General features: G+C 42.6%; 19 protein-coding genes. 5 read left to right on the top strand and 14 right to left on the bottom strand.

Annotated features, from left to right (window positions below; translation table 11 throughout):
• Nucleotides 1–57: 57 nt before the first annotated feature.
• From ACEN9X_RS21960 to ACEN9X_RS21930, 7 genes are all read right to left on the bottom strand, one after another.
• The gene (locus ACEN9X_RS21960; RefSeq protein ID WP_413667169.1) at nucleotides 58–495 is read right to left on the bottom strand and encodes a hypothetical protein; all 438 of its coding nucleotides are present in this window, start codon (nucleotides 493–495) and stop codon (nucleotides 58–60) included.
• Between the two features lie 10 nt (nucleotides 496–505).
• Nucleotides 506–838 (bottom strand): gliding motility protein GldC, encoded by a 333-nt coding sequence (gene gldC, locus ACEN9X_RS21955; protein WP_091211281.1) that lies wholly within the window; start codon nucleotides 836–838, stop codon nucleotides 506–508.
• 8 nt (nucleotides 839–846) lie between these two features.
• Complete coding sequence (locus tag ACEN9X_RS21950; RefSeq protein ID WP_091211280.1) at nucleotides 847–1113, bottom strand: hypothetical protein; 267 nt, start codon at nucleotides 1111–1113, stop codon at nucleotides 847–849.
• 9 nt (nucleotides 1114–1122) lie between these two features.
• A complete protein-coding gene (locus ACEN9X_RS21945; RefSeq protein ID WP_413667168.1) occupies nucleotides 1123–2475 on the bottom strand; it encodes a DEAD/DEAH box helicase in 1353 nt (450 codons plus the stop codon).
• A gap of 135 nt (nucleotides 2476–2610) precedes the next feature.
• Nucleotides 2611–3114 carry a transposase gene (locus ACEN9X_RS21940; RefSeq protein WP_413667167.1) on the bottom strand — a complete coding sequence of 168 codons (504 nt, stop codon included), beginning with the start codon at nucleotides 3112–3114 and terminating at the stop codon, nucleotides 2611–2613.
• 5 nt (nucleotides 3115–3119) lie between these two features.
• A complete protein-coding gene (locus ACEN9X_RS21935) occupies nucleotides 3120–3587 on the bottom strand; it encodes a MarR family winged helix-turn-helix transcriptional regulator (RefSeq protein ID WP_413667166.1) in 468 nt (155 codons plus the stop codon).
• 297 nt (nucleotides 3588–3884) lie between these two features.
• Nucleotides 3885–4769: an NmrA family NAD(P)-binding protein gene (locus tag ACEN9X_RS21930; protein ID WP_413667165.1), complete on the bottom strand. Its 885-nt coding sequence runs from the start codon at nucleotides 4767–4769 to the stop codon at nucleotides 3885–3887.
• Nucleotides 4770–4850: 81 nt separating this feature from the next.
• Between ACEN9X_RS21930 and ACEN9X_RS21925 the strand changes: the two genes are divergently transcribed.
• Nucleotides 4851–5267 carry a winged helix-turn-helix transcriptional regulator gene (locus ACEN9X_RS21925; RefSeq protein WP_413667164.1) on the top strand — a complete coding sequence of 139 codons (417 nt, stop codon included), beginning with the start codon at nucleotides 4851–4853 and terminating at the stop codon, nucleotides 5265–5267.
• Nucleotides 5268–5379: 112 nt separating this feature from the next.
• Entirely contained in the window at nucleotides 5380–6714 is a 1335-nt protein-coding gene (locus ACEN9X_RS21920; RefSeq protein WP_413667163.1) for a dihydroorotase, read from the top strand.
• A gap of 255 nt (nucleotides 6715–6969) precedes the next feature.
• Here the strand turns inward: ACEN9X_RS21920 and ACEN9X_RS21915 are convergent, their stop codons facing one another.
• The 4 genes from ACEN9X_RS21915 to ACEN9X_RS21900 form a co-directional block, all read right to left on the bottom strand.
• Entirely contained in the window at nucleotides 6970–7428 is a 459-nt protein-coding gene (locus ACEN9X_RS21915) for a GyrI-like domain-containing protein (RefSeq protein WP_413667162.1), read from the bottom strand.
• Between the two features lie 94 nt (nucleotides 7429–7522).
• Entirely contained in the window at nucleotides 7523–7945 is a 423-nt protein-coding gene (locus tag ACEN9X_RS21910; RefSeq protein WP_413667161.1) for an SRPBCC family protein, read from the bottom strand.
• Complete coding sequence (locus ACEN9X_RS21905) at nucleotides 7933–8388, bottom strand: EVE domain-containing protein (RefSeq protein WP_091211273.1); 456 nt, start codon at nucleotides 8386–8388, stop codon at nucleotides 7933–7935. The genes ACEN9X_RS21910 and ACEN9X_RS21905 overlap by 13 nt, the downstream gene beginning before the upstream one ends.
• A gap of 122 nt (nucleotides 8389–8510) precedes the next feature.
• Entirely contained in the window at nucleotides 8511–9458 is a 948-nt protein-coding gene (locus ACEN9X_RS21900; RefSeq protein WP_413667160.1) for a helix-turn-helix transcriptional regulator, read from the bottom strand.
• A 53-nt stretch (nucleotides 9459–9511) separates the two neighbouring features.
• Between ACEN9X_RS21900 and ACEN9X_RS21895 the strand changes: the two genes are divergently transcribed.
• From ACEN9X_RS21895 to ACEN9X_RS21885, 3 genes are all read left to right on the top strand, one after another.
• Nucleotides 9512–9952, top strand: a complete 441-nt coding sequence (locus tag ACEN9X_RS21895; RefSeq protein WP_413667159.1) for a DUF2007 domain-containing protein — start codon at nucleotides 9512–9514, stop codon at nucleotides 9950–9952.
• A gap of 148 nt (nucleotides 9953–10100) precedes the next feature.
• Nucleotides 10101–11111 (top strand): N(4)-(beta-N-acetylglucosaminyl)-L-asparaginase, encoded by a 1011-nt coding sequence (locus ACEN9X_RS21890; protein WP_091211270.1) that lies wholly within the window; start codon nucleotides 10101–10103, stop codon nucleotides 11109–11111.
• Between the two features lie 127 nt (nucleotides 11112–11238).
• Nucleotides 11239–11991, top strand: coding sequence for a copper homeostasis protein CutC (locus tag ACEN9X_RS21885; RefSeq protein WP_413667158.1), 753 nt, complete (start codon nucleotides 11239–11241; stop codon nucleotides 11989–11991).
• Nucleotides 11992–12049: 58 nt separating this feature from the next.
• Here ACEN9X_RS21885 and ACEN9X_RS21880 read toward each other — a convergent pair whose 3' ends face one another.
• The 3 genes from ACEN9X_RS21880 to ACEN9X_RS21870 all read right to left on the bottom strand — a co-directional run bounded on the left by ACEN9X_RS21880 (nucleotide 12050) and on the right by ACEN9X_RS21870 (nucleotide 16800).
• A complete protein-coding gene (locus ACEN9X_RS21880; protein WP_413667157.1) occupies nucleotides 12050–14890 on the bottom strand; it encodes a hypothetical protein in 2841 nt (946 codons plus the stop codon).
• Between the two features lie 349 nt (nucleotides 14891–15239).
• The gene (locus ACEN9X_RS21875; RefSeq protein ID WP_413667156.1) at nucleotides 15240–15449 is read right to left on the bottom strand and encodes a hypothetical protein; all 210 of its coding nucleotides are present in this window, start codon (nucleotides 15447–15449) and stop codon (nucleotides 15240–15242) included.
• An 85-nt stretch (nucleotides 15450–15534) separates the two neighbouring features.
• The gene (locus ACEN9X_RS21870) at nucleotides 15535–16800 is read right to left on the bottom strand and encodes a metallophosphoesterase (protein ID WP_413667155.1); all 1266 of its coding nucleotides are present in this window, start codon (nucleotides 16798–16800) and stop codon (nucleotides 15535–15537) included.
• Nucleotides 16801–17030: the final 230 nt, after the last annotated feature.

Raw genomic sequence — 17030 nt, 5'->3', positions numbered from 1 at the left:
ATGTTTAAAAAAAAGCTGTAATGTTAACATTACAGCCAATAAAACATACCAGGAATATTAATTTACTGCGGTAGTATCTGTAGCCGTTGGTATAAAAACCTTTGGTTTACTACTCAAAGCCCCAATCAAAGCCAAAACCGGACCGGCAAACATTACATACCAACCCCACTGAAATTTAAGCTGACTGGTTAAAAATTTATTGATACCCTTGAACGGTATAAAACTGAATGCCGAATTTACTTTCATAATGGCGGCAACCAGCAAGAGCACAACAAGCACCACCGAAAGCCAGGCAGCAACACGCATAATTTTAGCCTGGTTAAGGAACGATACAATGATGCCAACAACCGCTACCAGTAAAAGCACCAGGCCATACGGCTGGTTAAGCTTATAAATATTCCAGCTGGTTACGTGGAATACCCGCAGCAGAGGGCAATAAGTTGCTGCAAATAGCAGGGCAAAGCCTACAAATGATAAAATTGAGCTAAGGCGCATATTTAGGTTGTTATTTTTGAGTGATCTCCATTTTATCGGCAAAGTGGGCGCAGTAGTCGCGCAGGTCTTCTACTATATTTTTTTCGCCTGTTGCACGTAAAAAGCTATCCCCCATAGTTTGCAGTGTTTCGTAGAAAAAGCGTTTCATTTCATCAACAGGCATGTCCTTTGTCCAAAGGTCGATACGCAGGGTATTCTGGTAGCTCTGGTCCCAAAGGGCAAGCATCATTGATTTTACAGGCAGGGCCTCTTTGTTAGTTGAATCGGTTGATTCCCAAAGGATATGTTCAGGAACGTTATTATCATCAAGCGTAACGGTAAGCTTTATTTCAGCGGTTTTCATTTCAAATTTTATTTAACAAGTAAGAATATAATAATAACCAGAACAATGAAGAATGTCTCCACCATCCATATTTTTTTGGTTTCGATAAAAAAGTTGCGGAACATGATATCAATCACAAAAACCACAAAGGCAAACAGTAAAAAGATCCAGCCTATTGTGCCTCCCCAATGTTCAAGCGGTCGGCCGGCTATGCCAGCTCCATAAATAAAAACATAGGCTGCTACCGCCACCAAAAACGCGGTAAAAAAGTTTAAAGGGGTAAATCTGAATTTCATTGATTAGGCTTAATGTCTTTTTTTGCTTTTGGATGATCGGCCGCTACCCTGCCTTGCCGCCTTTGAGCCGTATTTAGCTTTATCCTTATTGGCATCAAACTTTTTACGCTGGTTAAGGGATTTCTTTTCGTGGAAAGCCCCTTTAAAATCGGGATCTTCTTTACGTTTTTGAGTATCTATTTCCCGAGCCTGATCCTGGCGTTCCTCATATGGGGTCTCCTCAATAAACACATCATCGGGAATATTTTCAACCGGGATGGTTTGCTTGATGAGTTTTTCAATTTTGCGGATATAATACTCTTCAGATGGTGTAGCAAAAGTAATGGCCTCGCCCGATTGCAGCGCACGACCCGTACGGCCAATCCTGTGTACATAATCTTCATAAACCACCGGCACATCAAAGTTAATTACGTGGCTTACATCGCTTACATCAATTCCCCGCGATGCCACATCCGTAGCTACCAATATCTTCACATCATCGTTTTTGAATGAATTGATGGAGTTGATACGTGTATTTTGTCCCTTATTAGCGTGGAGTACTTTCACTTCATCTTCGCCAAATTTGCGGGTAAGAAATTTAAACACATCTTCGGCCACTGCGCGGGTTTTGCAAAAAACAATCAGTTTGGTGATCTCTCCCTCGTTATCGAGCAGTTTTTTGAGCAGGTTTATTTTGGTTTTGATATTGGGCACATGATATAAATGCTGGTTAACCGTTTGTGCCGGCGTAGCCTGTGGGGTAACCTCAATAACCGTTGGGAACTCCAAAAAGTTGGCCGAAAGCTGGTGCACCTTCTCACTCATGGTAGCCGAAAAAAGCAGGTTTTGCCTTTTCACAGGTACCACTTCCAATATGCGGTTTATCTGGGGCATAAAGCCCATATCCATCATTTTATCGGCTTCGTCAAGTACCAGCACCTGCAATGGTTTGGTCATGATATGCCCGGCAAGGTAAATATCCATAAACCTGCCCGGTGTTGCCACGATAATGTCCACACCTTTTTTTACCTGCTCTATTTGTGTTTTAGGGCCGAGGCCTCCGTAAAGCAAAACAACCCGTAAATCAGTATAAGCGGCAAAAGCCCTGATATTTTCCTCAATCTGCATGGCCAGCTCGCGTGTAGGCGAAATGATCAAAGCCCGGGCATGCTCTCCCTGTGCATATTTCAGCTTCATGATGATGGGCAATACATAGGCTGCCGTTTTACCAGTACCAGTTTGCGCTATACCCATTACATCCTGCCCGTTCAATATAGGAGGAATGGCCTTTTGCTGGATAGGCGTAGCTTCCGTATAACCGGCATCGGCTATTGCGTTCAAAATTTGCCGGTTAAATTTAAAATCATCAAAGGTTACTGCCATGCCGCAAAGATAGGCTTTTTGTTGAAGTAGGAACAATGCCCGGAACACGGCGGTGTCAGGAATTTAATAGAAGCAGGAAGTCAAGAATCAGGAGGCAAGACGGTTGGGTAAGAGATAAAAGAAATTAATATGATTTTATTGGCGTATGCCAAATAATTTAATGCAAAGCGGAATAAGTCCGCAGGAGATGGCAATGAAAATGGCAACCCTTACATAGTTGAGTGTTTGCCAAAGTGCAGTCCTGTTCAACAAGTCTGTTGAAGGAGCCTGTGTCACTGCCATTTTCTGAAAATTAATAATATTAGGGGCAAAGAACGATAATGTCCACACCCTAACGGCGATATGAACTGCAAACAAAATTAAAAGCCAGTTTTTGACAGGGTCAATTTTCCAACAGAAAACGAGGGCAAGAATAAATGTGATTTCGTGAAAAGAGTGTAATCCGATCCAAAAACTTTTAAGGCTTGCGCCTTTTCCATCCAGCAGAAGTTTAAAATTATCTGGCGGCGAAACCGTCCATTTGGGAACAAAAACAAGGGTTTCAAAAATTTGCGCCCCGTTCATCAGAAAGTAGATAAGCGTAGTGGTGCAAAGCCATATTTCGGCCCTTGCCAGATAGTTTGAAGTTATATTTTCCATTGTTATCATTTGTTATTTAACTTTTCTGCTGTTGCTTTCATTATAGCTGTTGCTTCTACAAAGTAGCGCTCAATAGTTTGAATTTCGCCGGGTGAGAAAGTTGAAATGAGTTCAGTGGTTTGCTGTTGCAGTTCATCAAAGAGCGGCGTTAGAAGCTTCATACTATTTTCAGCATTAGGAACGATGATTACCTTCCTTCTGTCGTCTTTGGTAAATTGCCTTTTCAACAACTTCTTTCTCTCCAAGCGATCAATCAAACCGGTTACCGCGCCGGTAGTCAGTCCGGTTAGCTTTGAAATCTCGCCTGCTGTTATGGATTTGTGCTGCAGTATCAGCCCTAAGTATTTGTGATCTGTACCTGAGAGTCCGGCTTTTCGGGCTATTGCTTCGTGCATAAAGATAGAAGCATCAGAATATTGCCTGCTGGCTGCCCTGAATTGTGATAATAATTTATCTTCAATATTTTTCCTCATTATCTAAATATCTTTGTTACAAAGATATTTATTTATTATACAATAATGCAAATGCTATTGCGCAATTCCATTAGTTTAAAAAATTTCGCATATCCCGCACTTTTAGCCAAAGCCCGGAATTAATGCAGATCGAAAAACGATCAAGGGAAATTATGCCGATTTTTAATGCATTAATCGAATTACACGAACTTAAAATTTAAGATCCGTGCAATTCGATTATTTGAGGCAGGTTTGAAAACTTCTGTGAAAATTTTATAGTATGATCCTGCCGATCAGATTGAATTATTAATAAAAGGATCAGGCATTGTATACCGCAGCAAACTCCCTGGCAAAATCCTGCAAAGTCACCTTTCCGGATTCGGTTGGCCTGTGCTTATCATAATCCTCCCATATTTTTGCACTTCTTACGGCAGTACCCATTTCAACAAAGTTGCGGGTCATTTCGGGCGGAACACCTGCCTGCTGTAAGCCCTCCGCAAGTTGTTCATCCGTAAATTCAATCCACGGTAAACCGGGCTTACCAATAGCCTCACCCAAAACAGCAGCTACATTACCGGGCGTTGATTCATCGCTTACAATATACCTAACACTTTTACCGGTAAAATCCTGTTGCAACTCTTCAGCAATAGCTGCGGCAATATCTTTAGGGTGTACCATGATCAGCCTTGCATCTGCAGGATAGTTTGACCCAAGGATGCCCTGATATTTGATAAGTGGAATGCTACTGAAGAAATTGATATAAAAAAATGGCGCACGGATAAATTTAACAGCTACACCATCTAATCCACTTAAAATTCCTTCAACATCATGGATGCCTTTTATCGGTCCTACGCCACTATCCAAATGCGCACCGATGCTGCTTAACGCAACCACTTTTTTTATGCCCGACCGCTTGATAGCTTCAGCATAACTTTTACCTGTTTCATTTTGATAGGCCCTTAAGCTTTCGGCGCTAAAACTTGGCGGTACCATGGCGTAAAGTGCATCTGCACCGGTAAATGTTTGTGTTAAGAAATCGGCATCGGCCAGTGAGCCAATTGCAGCTTTAGCGCCTAATGATTCTATCTCTGCTGCCTTATCGGCATTGCTGCTAATTACTGTTACGTTATGCCCTGCGGCAATTAAAGTTTGTGTTAAAGGTTTGCTTATATTGCCTGTTGAACCTGTTACTATAATTTTCATAATGTTTTTGTTTTTATTTGAAAGCAAAGGTATTTTTGTACTTACTTTTTTACAAGTACTTACCCCAAAGTATGTATCACCATGACAGCTATAAAAGAAAGCTCAACCATACAGGAAAACAAACAAGCCGCATTTAAAGAATGCCCCGTAACTTATGTAATGGAGCGTATAGGCGGATATTGGAAACCTATCATTTTGTTCCACCTGTTAGCCGGCAGCAAACGCTATGGTGAACTAAAAAAGTCTATCCCAACTATTACCGAAAAAATGCTGATCCAACACCTGAAACAACTGGAAGCTGACGGCATCATCATAAGAGAATCTAAACCTGTTGTGCCGCCGCATGTAACCTACCGGCTCAGTGAAACGGGTATGGGTTTACGGCCTGTGATGTATGCGATGTCTAAATGGGCGGTTGAAGACAGCGAAGCAAATGGAATGCCTATTTACAGGAGTTTGGGAGAGTTCCCTACCGAGGAAACTTTTGCTGAAATGTAATTACGTTCCCGAAGCAAAACTTACGAAGTTTCAAAAACTTCGTAAGTTTGACCTGTTATAAGCATCATATTAATAAATCCGAAATCGAAATTCCGAAATCCAAAATCAACCCATGTCTACAATCCTGATAAAAGCAGCCACCATAGTTAACGAGCATAAACAATACGTTGCCGATGTATTGATTAAAGATGGTTTGATAGACCGTATCGATTCAGTGATTGACGTGCAAGCCGATGAAATCATCAACGCAGAAGGCCTGCATTTGCTTCCCGGCTGCATCGACGACCAGGTACATTTTCGCGAACCAGGCTTGACTTACAAAGCCGACATTTATACCGAATCACGCGCTGCTGTTGCCGGTGGTATCACTTCATTTATGGAGATGCCGAACACCGTGCCCAACACCTTAACGCAGGAACTTTTGGAAAATAAATACCAGATCGCTTCACGAAATTCACTGGCCAATTATTCGTTTTTTATGGGCGCGTCCAACAACAACCTGGACGAGGTTTTGCGCACCGATACCAGCAAGGTTTGCGGCATAAAAGTATTCATGGGATCCTCCACCGGGAACATGCTCGTTGATGACCCGCACACGCTCGAAAAACTGTTTGCACAATCACCAATGTTGATAGCTACACATTGCGAAGATGAGGCTACGATCAAGAGCAATCTTGCCCACTATAAACAACTGCTTGGCGAAAATATCCCCGTGCGGATGCATCCAAAAATCAGGAGCGCGGAGGCTTGTTATTTGTCATCATCAATGGCGATTGAGCTGGCAAAAAAACACAACACCCGCCTGCATATTTTACACATTTCTACCGAGCGCGAAACACACCTTTTTGAGAATACAATCCCGCTAAAAGATAAGCGAATTACCGCCGAAGCCTGCATCCACCACCTGTGGTTTACTGATGCAGATTATGAAACAAAAGGCAATTACATTAAATGGAACCCCGCGGTAAAAACAGAGGCGGACCGTGATGGTATTTTACGTGCCGTGCTTGACGGAAGGATTGACGTTATTGCTACAGATCATGCCCCGCATACCATTGAAGAAAAAGAGCAACCTTATCTGCAGGCCCCATCCGGCGGCCCATTGGTTCAACATGCTTTACCGGCCATGCTTGAGCTGTACCATCACGGCAAAATAAGCCTTGAGCAAATAGCAGAAAAAATGGCACACAACGTAGCCACCCTTTTTCAAATAGAGAAACGCGGCTTCATCCGCGAAGGTTATTGGGCCGACTTAGTACTGGTTAACCTTAACAAACCATGGAACGTAGATAAAAACAATATCCTGTATAAATGTAACTGGAGCCCGTTTGAAGGCAACACATTCCGCTCACAGGTAGCTTATACTTTAATATCGGGTAACCTGGCTTACGCCAACGGAAGTCTTATTGAAGGTAAAGCTGGCAAACGATTGACTTTTAATAGATAAAGCATATCAAAACTTTCAGAATTTAAGGATTTACAGAATTTTCTGGAGGGGAAAAAGCATTTGCTTCTTCTTTTTTAGTTTGTGACTTCTTCTCTACTATGGCGCAAGTCTTGCGCGGTGGCCACGAGGGTGGATGACTTGTGACTCTGTATCGTCCTAAAATAGGTGTACCAGAAGGCACAAGTCAGCCCTACATTACCCACCACACAAGACTTGCGCCAGAAAAAGGCCAGAAAAAGGACCTGGGTGGTAGCATTAACTATTCACCCCAACAAAAACCTCAACCTCTGCACTATCAGCATTTTGCGATCTTTCTCCGTAAACGTCAAAATCGGCCATATATCTTCTGTCGATATCGCTCGTCCAGATCTGATGCCAGGTTTCGCCTACTGCCTGCGGTAGTACACCTTTAGCTATATACCGGTTATAACTTCCGGGCGGCACAGTAATGCAAATCAAGCCTTCAGGGATATTATCTTTAGTAGCAACCCTACACCCAAGTACCGCGGTGTAATAGCCGTCCTTATCACTTTCATAATCGGTGTAAACGCAATAAATGTCATCGTTTAAGCGGTTCACCACCTGCTGTAAAACATGCTCGCTCATAAACCAGTTCCAAAGCCCGGCTATGTCTTTCATCGCCTGTCCATTTTGATTTGTAGTGCGTACAGAAATCCCGACTAAATAAAAGCCCTTTATTGTTATTTTATCCATATACGGAGCTATTACTATTTGTTATATTGATATATAATTAACTTTTAAACAAATAATTATAATGATTATATAAATTATCAATTTACTACTATAACTACTCTATCAACTTTCTCAATTTCTCAAAAATCCCTGTCCAGTTTTGCTCCGAATGCGCTTTGGCTTCTTCGTTTTTTACATTATCCTGGGTAATAGTAAGCTCGGTTTCGCCGCTATTTTCGGTTAGGTTATAGGTGATGTTAGCATAGTTTTCGGGCTTGTCATCGGTACCGCTCATGCTGCTCCAGTAGCTATATTTTACAAATGTACCGGGATCAATATCCAGTATGGTTCCGTGGTCCTCGTATTTATGTCCGTTCCATTCCCCGCTGAATTTAATGGGCTCCCCTACCCTCCAGCTCGACTCCAGATTGGTACCGAAAAAGTATTCTTTTACCATGGCCGGATCAGTTAATCCCTGCCAAACTCTGGCCATGGGCGCTTTAAATTTCACCTGTACGTTTACTGTTAGTTTTTCCATAATGTAGCTTTATTTAGTAGTGGTTTATCTTCAGTTATCATCTGCTCTTTTATCTTCTCAAAATCGGTGCCGGGAACTTCAAAAAAACCAAACCTGAAGTTGTACCCCCATGCCTTTTTATTGCTGATAAAATCGAGCTCATTAATCATCGGGGCTATAGGAGCCTCCATGCATTCATAGTAATTTACATTGCGCCTGTAAGGCGTAAAATCGATAGCCATTTGCTTTTGATAAATATCTTCATCCCGCACCTGGCCAATGGCAGTAAAGGCTTGTAAAGGTGTATCACCATTCATTTTTTGCTTAGGCGAATACACCGCTACCCAGTCGCCAACTGCCATACGTTTAAGCGGTGCAAGCTTGCCATGATTAGCCTGAATAAAGCCCCCGGAAATACCCCGGCTAATGTGATCTTTTGATACTACTATTATCCAATGTTTCATAAGTGTATGGTTTAAATTACCCGCAAAAACACGACCAATAAAAGTCGCGTCCCTGCTATGATGAAACAAAGTAACAATGCGCTGGTGACAGCCTTATGTCAGCAGGAAAAAAAGAAAAGAAATTAATTTATTTTTTGGGAGATGGTTGCTGTGATCTCCCGTACGCGATGCAACAGAGTGTCTGGTTTGATGATCTCGGCACGATCGCCAAAGGTCATGTACCAGCGGGCAAAGCCTTCTAATGAGATGGTCAAAAAAGTCATCTCAATTTTATTACCTACAGTTTTTTCAGATACAAAACCGCCATAATATTTTTGATGATCAAGATAGCTGTGAATCTCCTTATCAACTTTAATCACTACCTGTTCAAGCTGCTTTTCACAAGCCATTTTATCAATGTAATCCTTTAGCGTGGGGTGCTTACTGTTTACATAACTTTTATCGGTAACCACCAGTTTCCTGATGCGATCTATCCTGAAATCCCGATAGTCACTACGCAGGCGGCAATAGGCTATCAGGTGCCAGAAGCTGTCCAGAAAAAAAACACCTACCGGCTCAACTTCCCGTTTGGTATTTTCCTGCGAATGGGCAGCAAAATAATCGATGCTCATGATCTTTTTACATATGATGCAATCCAATATAGTTTGGATATGATCGGTGCTTCCTGCCCTTTTCTGGCTATGACTTTTTAATACTTCTATGCTCCCGTCAAGGTTTTCCAAAGCATCCTTTTCCGACGATTTAAGGATAGCCCGCACCTTATACATGGCCGACTGGTACTGCGCCATGGTTGAGGTATCGGTAAGCTTTTCAACAAACTTTTCGGCAGTTAAAAAAGCCGTAGCCTCTTCGCGGGTAAACATAACCGGCGGAAGACGGTAGCCATCCATTATGGAATAGCCAACCCCGGCTTCGCCTATGAGGGGAATGCCCGCTTCTTCGAGCGTTTTAATATCCCGGTAAACAGTACGCAGACTAATATTGAACCTATCGGCTATATCACCGGCCTTTACTACCCTGCGTGATTGTAGTTGGATCAAAATTGCTGATATTCGGTCGATGCGGTTCATGGCGTCCAAATTAAATAAAAAACAATTTACCTTTGATTAATATTTATCTACATATGGCCGTTCAACCCGAAGAAAAGATCATAACATTTGAAACTTATTATGATGTGATGCTTGCACACATCATCCGTACCAAACTGGAGGGTTATGGCATTCCCTGCTTTATTGCCGACGAAAACACCATAGGTTCAAACCCGCTTTACAACCAGGCAGTAGGTGGTATTAAACTTAAAATTTTCGAGCGCGACCTTGAACGATGCCGTGAAATTTTAGCCGCCGAAGGTGATCTTCACGACCAGGACCATATTGAAATTGATGATGAAACACTAAATGCTGTCATATGTCCGTACTGCGGCTCAACCAATGTACGATATGGTTCGGCAACCGAAAAAAGGGTTCACTGGCTTACCGCCATCGTATCATTTTTGCTAATGATATTCCCTTTTTACAGCCGCAAAGCATGGCATTGTTTTAACTGTCAGCGCGACTTTGAATGATTTTTTTTGAAGCCGGAAGTTTTAACCGTTGAGTTAAAAGTCTTCATTTTATACCCAAATAGGATCTGGCTCAGAAACTCAATACTTACGACTTCAGACTCAAGACTTAGAACTTATGACTTAATACTGTTTTTTATATATTAGCGGTATGTACAACCGCCGTAAGTTCATCAAATTATCTGCTGCAGGTGCTTCATTTGCAGCCATTTCTAAATCTGCTATAGCAAAAACTGTCATTTCTAAACCAGAAGGCGGTTATCCTATCGTTATCTCAACCTGGGATTTTGGCATTATTGCCAACAAAGGTGCCTGGAAAGTATTATCGGCCGGAGGCCGTGCCCTCGATGCCATTGAAGCCGGAGCACGCATTCCCGAAGCCGAAGATATCAGCAATCATACCGTAGGTCGTAGCGGCCTGCCTGATCGCGATGGCCATGTAACCCTCGATTCATGTATTATGGATGAGTTTGGCAATTGCGGGTCGGTAGCTGCTATGGAAAATATAGCTCACCCTATTTCAGTAGCCCGTTTGGTGATGGAAAAAACCCCTCACGTAATGCTGGTTGGCGAAGGTGCAACCCAGTTTGCAGTTGAACAGGGAATGAAAAAAGAAAAACTGCTAACCCCGGAAACTGAAAAGATCTGGAAAGAATGGCTTAAAAAAGCTCAGTACAGCCCCGTTATGAACATAGAAAACGGCGGCAAACCGGGCAATAAATACAACCATGACACTATTGGTATGCTGGCCATTGACGCTAAAGGCAATATCTCAGGAGGGTGTACAACCAGCGGCATGGCCTTTAAATTACATGGCCGCGTGGGCGATAGCCCAATTATAGGTGCAGGCCTTTATGTAGATAATGAAGTTGGCGGGGCAACGTCAACAGGTGTTGGCGAAGAGGTGATCCGCAACGTGGGCAGCTTTTTGGTGGTCGAACTGATGCGCCAGGGATTATCGCCCGAGGATGCCTGCAAAGAGGCTGTAAACCGTATTATCAAAAAGAAACCGGAAATAGCTAAAAAGATCCAGGTTGGCTTTTTAGCAATTAATAAAAAAGGCGAATATGGTGCTTACGCTATACAAAGCGGCTTTTCATATGCTGTTTGTAATGCGCAGCAACAGGATCTGTTAATTCCGGGAAAAAGTTATTATAAATAGAGATTATTTGGTTCATGGTTGATAGATCATGGTTCATGGCGAAAAGCTATTAGGATGTTGGGTTAAATAGACGAATCCGGCTATGAACTATCAACTATGATCCATGAACTAAAAAACATAAAAGAAAATGTATCAACCCGTATCGCTCGAAGTTTGTGCTAATTCGGTAACATCGGCCCTGGCGGCCCAGGAAGGGGGCGCTGTGCGTGTTGAACTTTGCGAAAATTTAAAAGAAGGTGGCACCACCCCATCGCACGGCACCATATTAATGGCCCGCAGTCTGCTCCATATCAAGCTTTATGTACTGATCCGTCCGCGCGGCGGCGACTTTTTGTACAATGATATGGAGTACAAGCTTATGATGGCCGATATCAGGTATTGTATTGATGCCGGCTGCGATGGCGTTGTAATAGGTATTCTTAAAGAAGATGGTACCATTGACATTGAACGCTGTACCGAAATGGTGCGCCTTGCCCGGCAATGGGGCCTTGGCGTTACATTCCATCGCGCTTTTGATATGTGTGCCGATCAGCATAAAGCCCTTGAAGAAATTATTGAAATGGGCTGCGAACGCGTGCTTACCTCGGGAGGTAAAAGCACTGCTATTGAAGGCGCCAGCAACTTAAACCGCCTTGTTGAACAGGCGGCCGGCCGTATCAGCATTATGCCCGGCAGTGGTGTAAGTGAAGCCAATGTGGCCGATCTGATTCATTTTACCGGGGTAAAGGAAGTGCATTCGTCGGCAAGGATCAAGGTTGCGAGTAAAATGAAATTTCATAACGAAAGTATCATGATGAGCGCCGAAGCTGGGGATGAATACAGTATTGATGTTACCGGGGTTGACCGGGTTAAGGAACTGATCAGACTGGCAAATAGTTAAATAAAAGATTCAAGAAACAAGATATCAGGACATAAGACTGATATCTTGTAACATTCCGTTAAAAGAACGTCACCGGCAAAACCAGTTCTATTCTGTTGCGGCCTGTCCCGCCAAAAAAGTCTTCATCCAGCAGCCTGCTATACCTGATACCGAATGTGATACTATTTTGATTAAAGAATTTAGTATCGAAATACAACGTGCCACCTGCCGACCTGAAATTTTGCTTAAAGCTGCTTCCATCGGTAAAAAAGTTGGATGCGTTGGCATGGGTGTAATCAAAAAACAATGCCCCGCGTAGTCGTAACAGATAAAACAAGTTACCGAAGCCGGCATCGGGATAAGCTATTGGCAAATGATAGGTTAAGCCAACCTTGTTCATGTTATCCAAGTTTTCGGCAGTGTAACCCTTGGAGAAAGGAAAATCGTTAGAGAAACTGATCACATTATCTTTTCCTTTTTGCTGATGCGCCAGGCTGATCACAAAGTTGTGGTTCACAAACAAACCGGGGAAATAAAAGCTTCCTGTGGCTAAAAACTGTGTTGCTCCCGAGCCGGAAACTGCTGATTTGTAATTGAGGCCTATACTTTGCGCAAACCGGGGATAGATGTTTTTTTGCGCCTGCTGCGTTTGATTGCTGAAGTTAAGGTAGTTGTTCAGATAACTGTAAGACCTATCTGCAAAACTGCTTTTGTAAGCTTGCTGAAAATTAATACTGTTAAAGTACAGATCACTGCCTAACGTAAGGCTGGTTAAACGTTTGCCTTCGGTAAAATTCAATGGTACACGTAAACCGCCATGAACAGCGGTTTCATTCCAGTAAACATATTGTCCTTTGTAAAAGCTCCGTCTGTCGAGCGTATAATCAGCACCGGCCGAAATATATGGGAACAGAGCCCCATAAATGGCATCGAAACCAAATTGCTTATACCCTTCATTAGTATTATAATCAAAAGACAGTTCGGATTGGAAAGTATTCAACACATTCTCCCCGGTAATAGCGAACGAATAGTTAGGGTCGCTGATATTAGGGATGATACTATGAAAGTTAAACAATCCATGCGCTTTTGAATAATTGGTGACCGGCAAAGGTTTATTGGTTATTTCGGCAACTATATTGGCAGCCGAATCTTTTTTTAGTGCCGTGATACCCAAATCGGGCAGGTAACGTGCGTAATCAACTCCGGCCGCTATCCATTTCAAATCCTTTTTATTAGCCTGGTTAACCTGATAGCCATCAGCAGTAAAACCAACCCAGACCAGTTTGTTATCGCTTACCGCCGGCTGATAATAGCCTAACCCTGTATAATTACCGGTTGGCAACAATTCAAAAACACTTTTATTGCTAAGCATCATCACAAAGAGGCGGTCGTTTTTACCATTTGTTTGAGTGAAATATAGGGTATCTTTTTTCAGGGCGATAAAACCTATCGGGCGAAAGCTCAGGGGTGTTAAATAATCTGCTTTACCGGTGGCAATATCCGTAAGAGCTATCCCCATTTTGCCTTCTTTATCACGGGCAGCCGAAATCAATTTACCATCACCATAAAACTTAGGATAGGTATAAAACAACCCCTGGGGGTTTGGAATTTCCTTTTGTACCTTCCCGGTTGTATCTAAGATGTGCAGCTTACTCATTCCGGAGGGATCAACCTGTACCGCAACTATGCTTTGGCCGTCAGGACTAAAAGCTGGCGAAAAGTATTTTGCTTTTGAGGTGATACGGTGCTCTTGTCCTGTTTTTGTATCAAGCAACATCAATTCGCTGTAGTTACGGTAGCCCCAGCGTAAGTCGGGCCGATAGGATGCGTAAATTATTTTACCATCGTTATAATCAAAATAACTATCCAGCGAATAGGAACGGGTACTTAGTTTTACTTCCTTATTACCGGTTTTGATAACGAAAGCAGGCAAATGATCATAGGTACTTTCAGCGTAAATAATTGTGCTATCGTTCACAAACGCAGGGTATTCCCGGTTGGCGTCAAAGTGTCTCTTTCGTTCGGTAACCGGTTGGGTGTTATCTTCGGCAAATTGCTGTTTAAAATAGCTAAACCCATTATTTGAAAATGTTTTGAAACTTTCGCCGGTATATTTTTTAATGGCCCACTGAAAGGGGTAAAACCCGCCGCGATAAGCCGCCGCATCATGTGTTACATTTCTCCATAGTTCGCTGCCATATTTTTCACGTCCGTAGGCTACCATCATGTAACCAAGCGGATAGTGATCGGGCACATAATCGCGGTATGAGCCGTTGCGAAGTTTCATATAGCTGTAGTTTTTATCAGCCGCCCATAGCGCACGATAACCGGTAAAAAAATATGGTAGCCTGCCCCTGCCCTGTTCGCTCACCAGGGTTTCGTTAAATACAGCATCCCCCTCAAAAAACCAGTTAGGTACGGCCAGATCGTTGCCCAGCGCCTGCCCGCCCTCGCCAAAAATTACACGGAGAAAACGCGAAAGCCCTACATTAAAATTATTGTACTGCTGCACATGCCTAAACTCGTGGATAGCCAACTGCTGCGGCCATGGAAGACTGCCTATTTCAAAACTATTTTGATCGGGGGTTAAATAAAATTCACTTCTGAAGGGCGCTAACCCCACATAACCGTTAGCAACGGTGGTTTGGTTTTGCAGTACAATACTGATCTGTTTTTGTTTAAAGCCGATGGTAGGCTTTACAACGCCATTCATTTGCTGCACAATATTGGCTACCCTTAGTCCTGCCGAATCCAAGCCCGCCGGGAATATTACCCTTGCAGGAGCTGTGTTTACCTGTTTCCACTTTATTGAGGGTGGGTTGCCGCCAAAAACCTGTGCTTTTGATATTGTAGCAGAAAGCAACAGCGCCGGAAGTATTAATTTTTGAAGTGTTTTGTAACCGGTAAACAGATAATTCATTGAGGGTGAAAGTAAATACAAATTGCTATTTAAACAACAATGCCGCCTACACAACGCTTTTTAATTTAAACTGGTATAAAACAAGAAACACCCGCCGGTTAGGCGGGTGTAACGATAAGGTTAAAGTAAGTAAGGTTTAGGCTTTAAATATGTTTCAATATAGAAAGGCAACATTTGCAGCCTGTTATCAAATAATGGCAATTGTGTAAATCCATTTTAACTAACGGTCTAAATTTCGGCATTAAAAAACGTTGCGGCAATCCGTGAAAACACGGTATTTTTTCCGTCAAATAACGGTAAAACCGTTTACCGCAATAAAAAAACCGAAATTACTGCCGGGTTTGCAATTTTATATTTTAATGATCTTGTCCCTTTTCTTTTCGGGCGGGTTAGGCGAACCGGGCTTAGGTACATGTTTTACAATGTAGATAAGCGTATGCGCGATAGCACTTGCCGCTTTAATGCCGAAATGAACAAAAGGCCTCATCACTTCCCAGGCGTTACTATACTCAACCTGCGCTCCCCGCTTTCCTATCCTTTTCATATTGTTAGTTGCCATAATTTTAGTTTTAGATGCTTTGTAATAAAAGCATAAAAACCTTGCCACAATCAAATAGATGTATAGAAACTGGCTTTTTATTAGCTTATGCCACCTTTTTCTTCAATTCAATCACCGTGACTTCCGGCCAAATACCCAGTCTGCCCGAAAATGCAAGAAAGCCGAAACCACGGTTCACGTACAGGTAACGGTTCTTTTCATTAGCCAGGCCAGCCCAGTCAACATAGCGGTATTTTACAGGGCTCCATCTAAAACCTGGGATCTCTACCCCAAACTGTGCACCATGGGTATGCCCGGATAAGGTGAGATGAATGGTAGTAGGGTTATAACGCACCTGCTCTTCCCAATGAGTTGGATCATGCGAAAGCAGTACTTTGAAAGCATCTTTAGGTACACCCTCAAGCGCTTTATTTAAATCTCCCACCTGTATAAATCCCTTACCCCAGTTTTGGATACCGATAAGGGAGATGCTTTGTCCTCCTTTTTCGATTGTTACATTTTCATCAAGCAACAAACGATAGCCCAATTCTTTATGATGCTGTTTGAGTTTATCCAGGTTGGCTGCCTTTTCCTGTAAGCTATCCCAGTGGATATAATCGCCATAATCATGGTTGCCTAAGATGGAAAACTGCCCATAAGGGGCTTTGATCTGTCCAAACCTGTCTATATAAGGTTCAATTTCTGATGCTGCATTATTCACCAGGTCGCCGGTAAAAACAAACAGGTCGCTTTTTTGAGCTTTAGCCAGGTCGATACCGCGTTGCATAGCTTCGGTATTATCAAAACTTCCCGAATGGATATCAGATAACTGGGTAATGGTAAAGCCATCAAATGCATCCGGCAAATCCTCAAAATAAAGCGTGGTTTTATGTAACTTATAATCGTACTTACCCTTAAACATGGCATAAAAAAACGATGTAAAAGGTACCGCGGCTACCAGTACAGCTATTTCACTGATAAACTTACGCCTACCGGGAAAGGCTGGCTGTCCGCTTGCATTGCCCGAACGGCCGGCCATATTAAAAATTCCGACGAAGAAACGCCCGAGATCACCAAGGGAAAGCACAATGATAAAAACCAGTTTGGTGACAAAAAATGTGAGGAACAGGCTCAGCATCCATTCGTGAAACGGGCGCATACCACTTGCGGTACTGAAAGCACCAAATCCCAACAAAAATAAAGCAGTTACGCCTACGGATATTACCAAATACCCCCATAAAACAACACTGCGCCATAGGTTTGATTGCCAGTCGGTGGTGAGTGTTTTTAAGCCGGAATGGATATACCAATCAAATAACAAACTAATAAATGCGATAATTGCGAATACCTTTAAAAAGCCACTATTGTGCATATAAACATGTATAAGACTGCAATTTAAAAAAGTAAAGGTAATTGGAGCGTAATATTCTAAAGGGCGATAAGCGTTTGGGTCAAAATTTTAAACACGTTGGGCTGTGAAGTGGGAATGATATAAAAGGTCATTGTCATACATATTAATCTCTCGCAAAGGCGCTAAGTCGCAAAGGGTTTTCTTAGCGCCTTTGCGAGCTTGTATTAATTGCAGGTTTTCGATCAGTTACA

Source organism: Mucilaginibacter sp. Mucisp86 (genome assembly GCF_047324315.1).
Taxonomy (GTDB): domain Bacteria; phylum Bacteroidota; class Bacteroidia; order Sphingobacteriales; family Sphingobacteriaceae; genus Mucilaginibacter.
Note: the sequence above shows the minus strand (reverse complement) of the source record. Positions and strands in the feature narration are given on the sequence as shown.

Coding starts and splice junctions, on each gene's coding strand:
- ACEN9X_RS21960 (WP_413667169.1), bottom strand. CDS start 495: ATGCGCCTTAGCTCAATTTTATCATTTGTAGGCTTTGCCCTGCTATTT.
- gldC (WP_091211281.1), bottom strand. CDS start 838: ATGAAAACCGCTGAAATAAAGCTTACCGTTACGCTTGATGATAATAAC.
- ACEN9X_RS21950 (WP_091211280.1), bottom strand. CDS start 1,113: ATGAAATTCAGATTTACCCCTTTAAACTTTTTTACCGCGTTTTTGGTG.
- ACEN9X_RS21945 (WP_413667168.1), bottom strand. CDS start 2,475: ATGGCAGTAACCTTTGATGATTTTAAATTTAACCGGCAAATTTTGAAC.
- ACEN9X_RS21940 (WP_413667167.1), bottom strand. CDS start 3,114: ATGGAAAATATAACTTCAAACTATCTGGCAAGGGCCGAAATATGGCTT.
- ACEN9X_RS21935 (WP_413667166.1), bottom strand. CDS start 3,587: ATGAGGAAAAATATTGAAGATAAATTATTATCACAATTCAGGGCAGCC.
- ACEN9X_RS21930 (WP_413667165.1), bottom strand. CDS start 4,769: ATGAAAATTATAGTAACAGGTTCAACAGGCAATATAAGCAAACCTTTA.
- ACEN9X_RS21925 (WP_413667164.1), top strand. CDS start 4,851: ATGACAGCTATAAAAGAAAGCTCAACCATACAGGAAAACAAACAAGCC.
- ACEN9X_RS21920 (WP_413667163.1), top strand. CDS start 5,380: ATGTCTACAATCCTGATAAAAGCAGCCACCATAGTTAACGAGCATAAA.
- ACEN9X_RS21915 (WP_413667162.1), bottom strand. CDS start 7,428: ATGGATAAAATAACAATAAAGGGCTTTTATTTAGTCGGGATTTCTGTA.
- ACEN9X_RS21910 (WP_413667161.1), bottom strand. CDS start 7,945: ATGGAAAAACTAACAGTAAACGTACAGGTGAAATTTAAAGCGCCCATG.
- ACEN9X_RS21905 (WP_091211273.1), bottom strand. CDS start 8,388: ATGAAACATTGGATAATAGTAGTATCAAAAGATCACATTAGCCGGGGT.
- ACEN9X_RS21900 (WP_413667160.1), bottom strand. CDS start 9,458: ATGAACCGCATCGACCGAATATCAGCAATTTTGATCCAACTACAATCA.
- ACEN9X_RS21895 (WP_413667159.1), top strand. CDS start 9,512: ATGGCCGTTCAACCCGAAGAAAAGATCATAACATTTGAAACTTATTAT.
- ACEN9X_RS21890 (WP_091211270.1), top strand. CDS start 10,101: ATGTACAACCGCCGTAAGTTCATCAAATTATCTGCTGCAGGTGCTTCA.
- ACEN9X_RS21885 (WP_413667158.1), top strand. CDS start 11,239: ATGTATCAACCCGTATCGCTCGAAGTTTGTGCTAATTCGGTAACATCG.
- ACEN9X_RS21880 (WP_413667157.1), bottom strand. CDS start 14,890: ATGAATTATCTGTTTACCGGTTACAAAACACTTCAAAAATTAATACTT.
- ACEN9X_RS21875 (WP_413667156.1), bottom strand. CDS start 15,449: ATGGCAACTAACAATATGAAAAGGATAGGAAAGCGGGGAGCGCAGGTT.
- ACEN9X_RS21870 (WP_413667155.1), bottom strand. CDS start 16,800: ATGCACAATAGTGGCTTTTTAAAGGTATTCGCAATTATCGCATTTATT.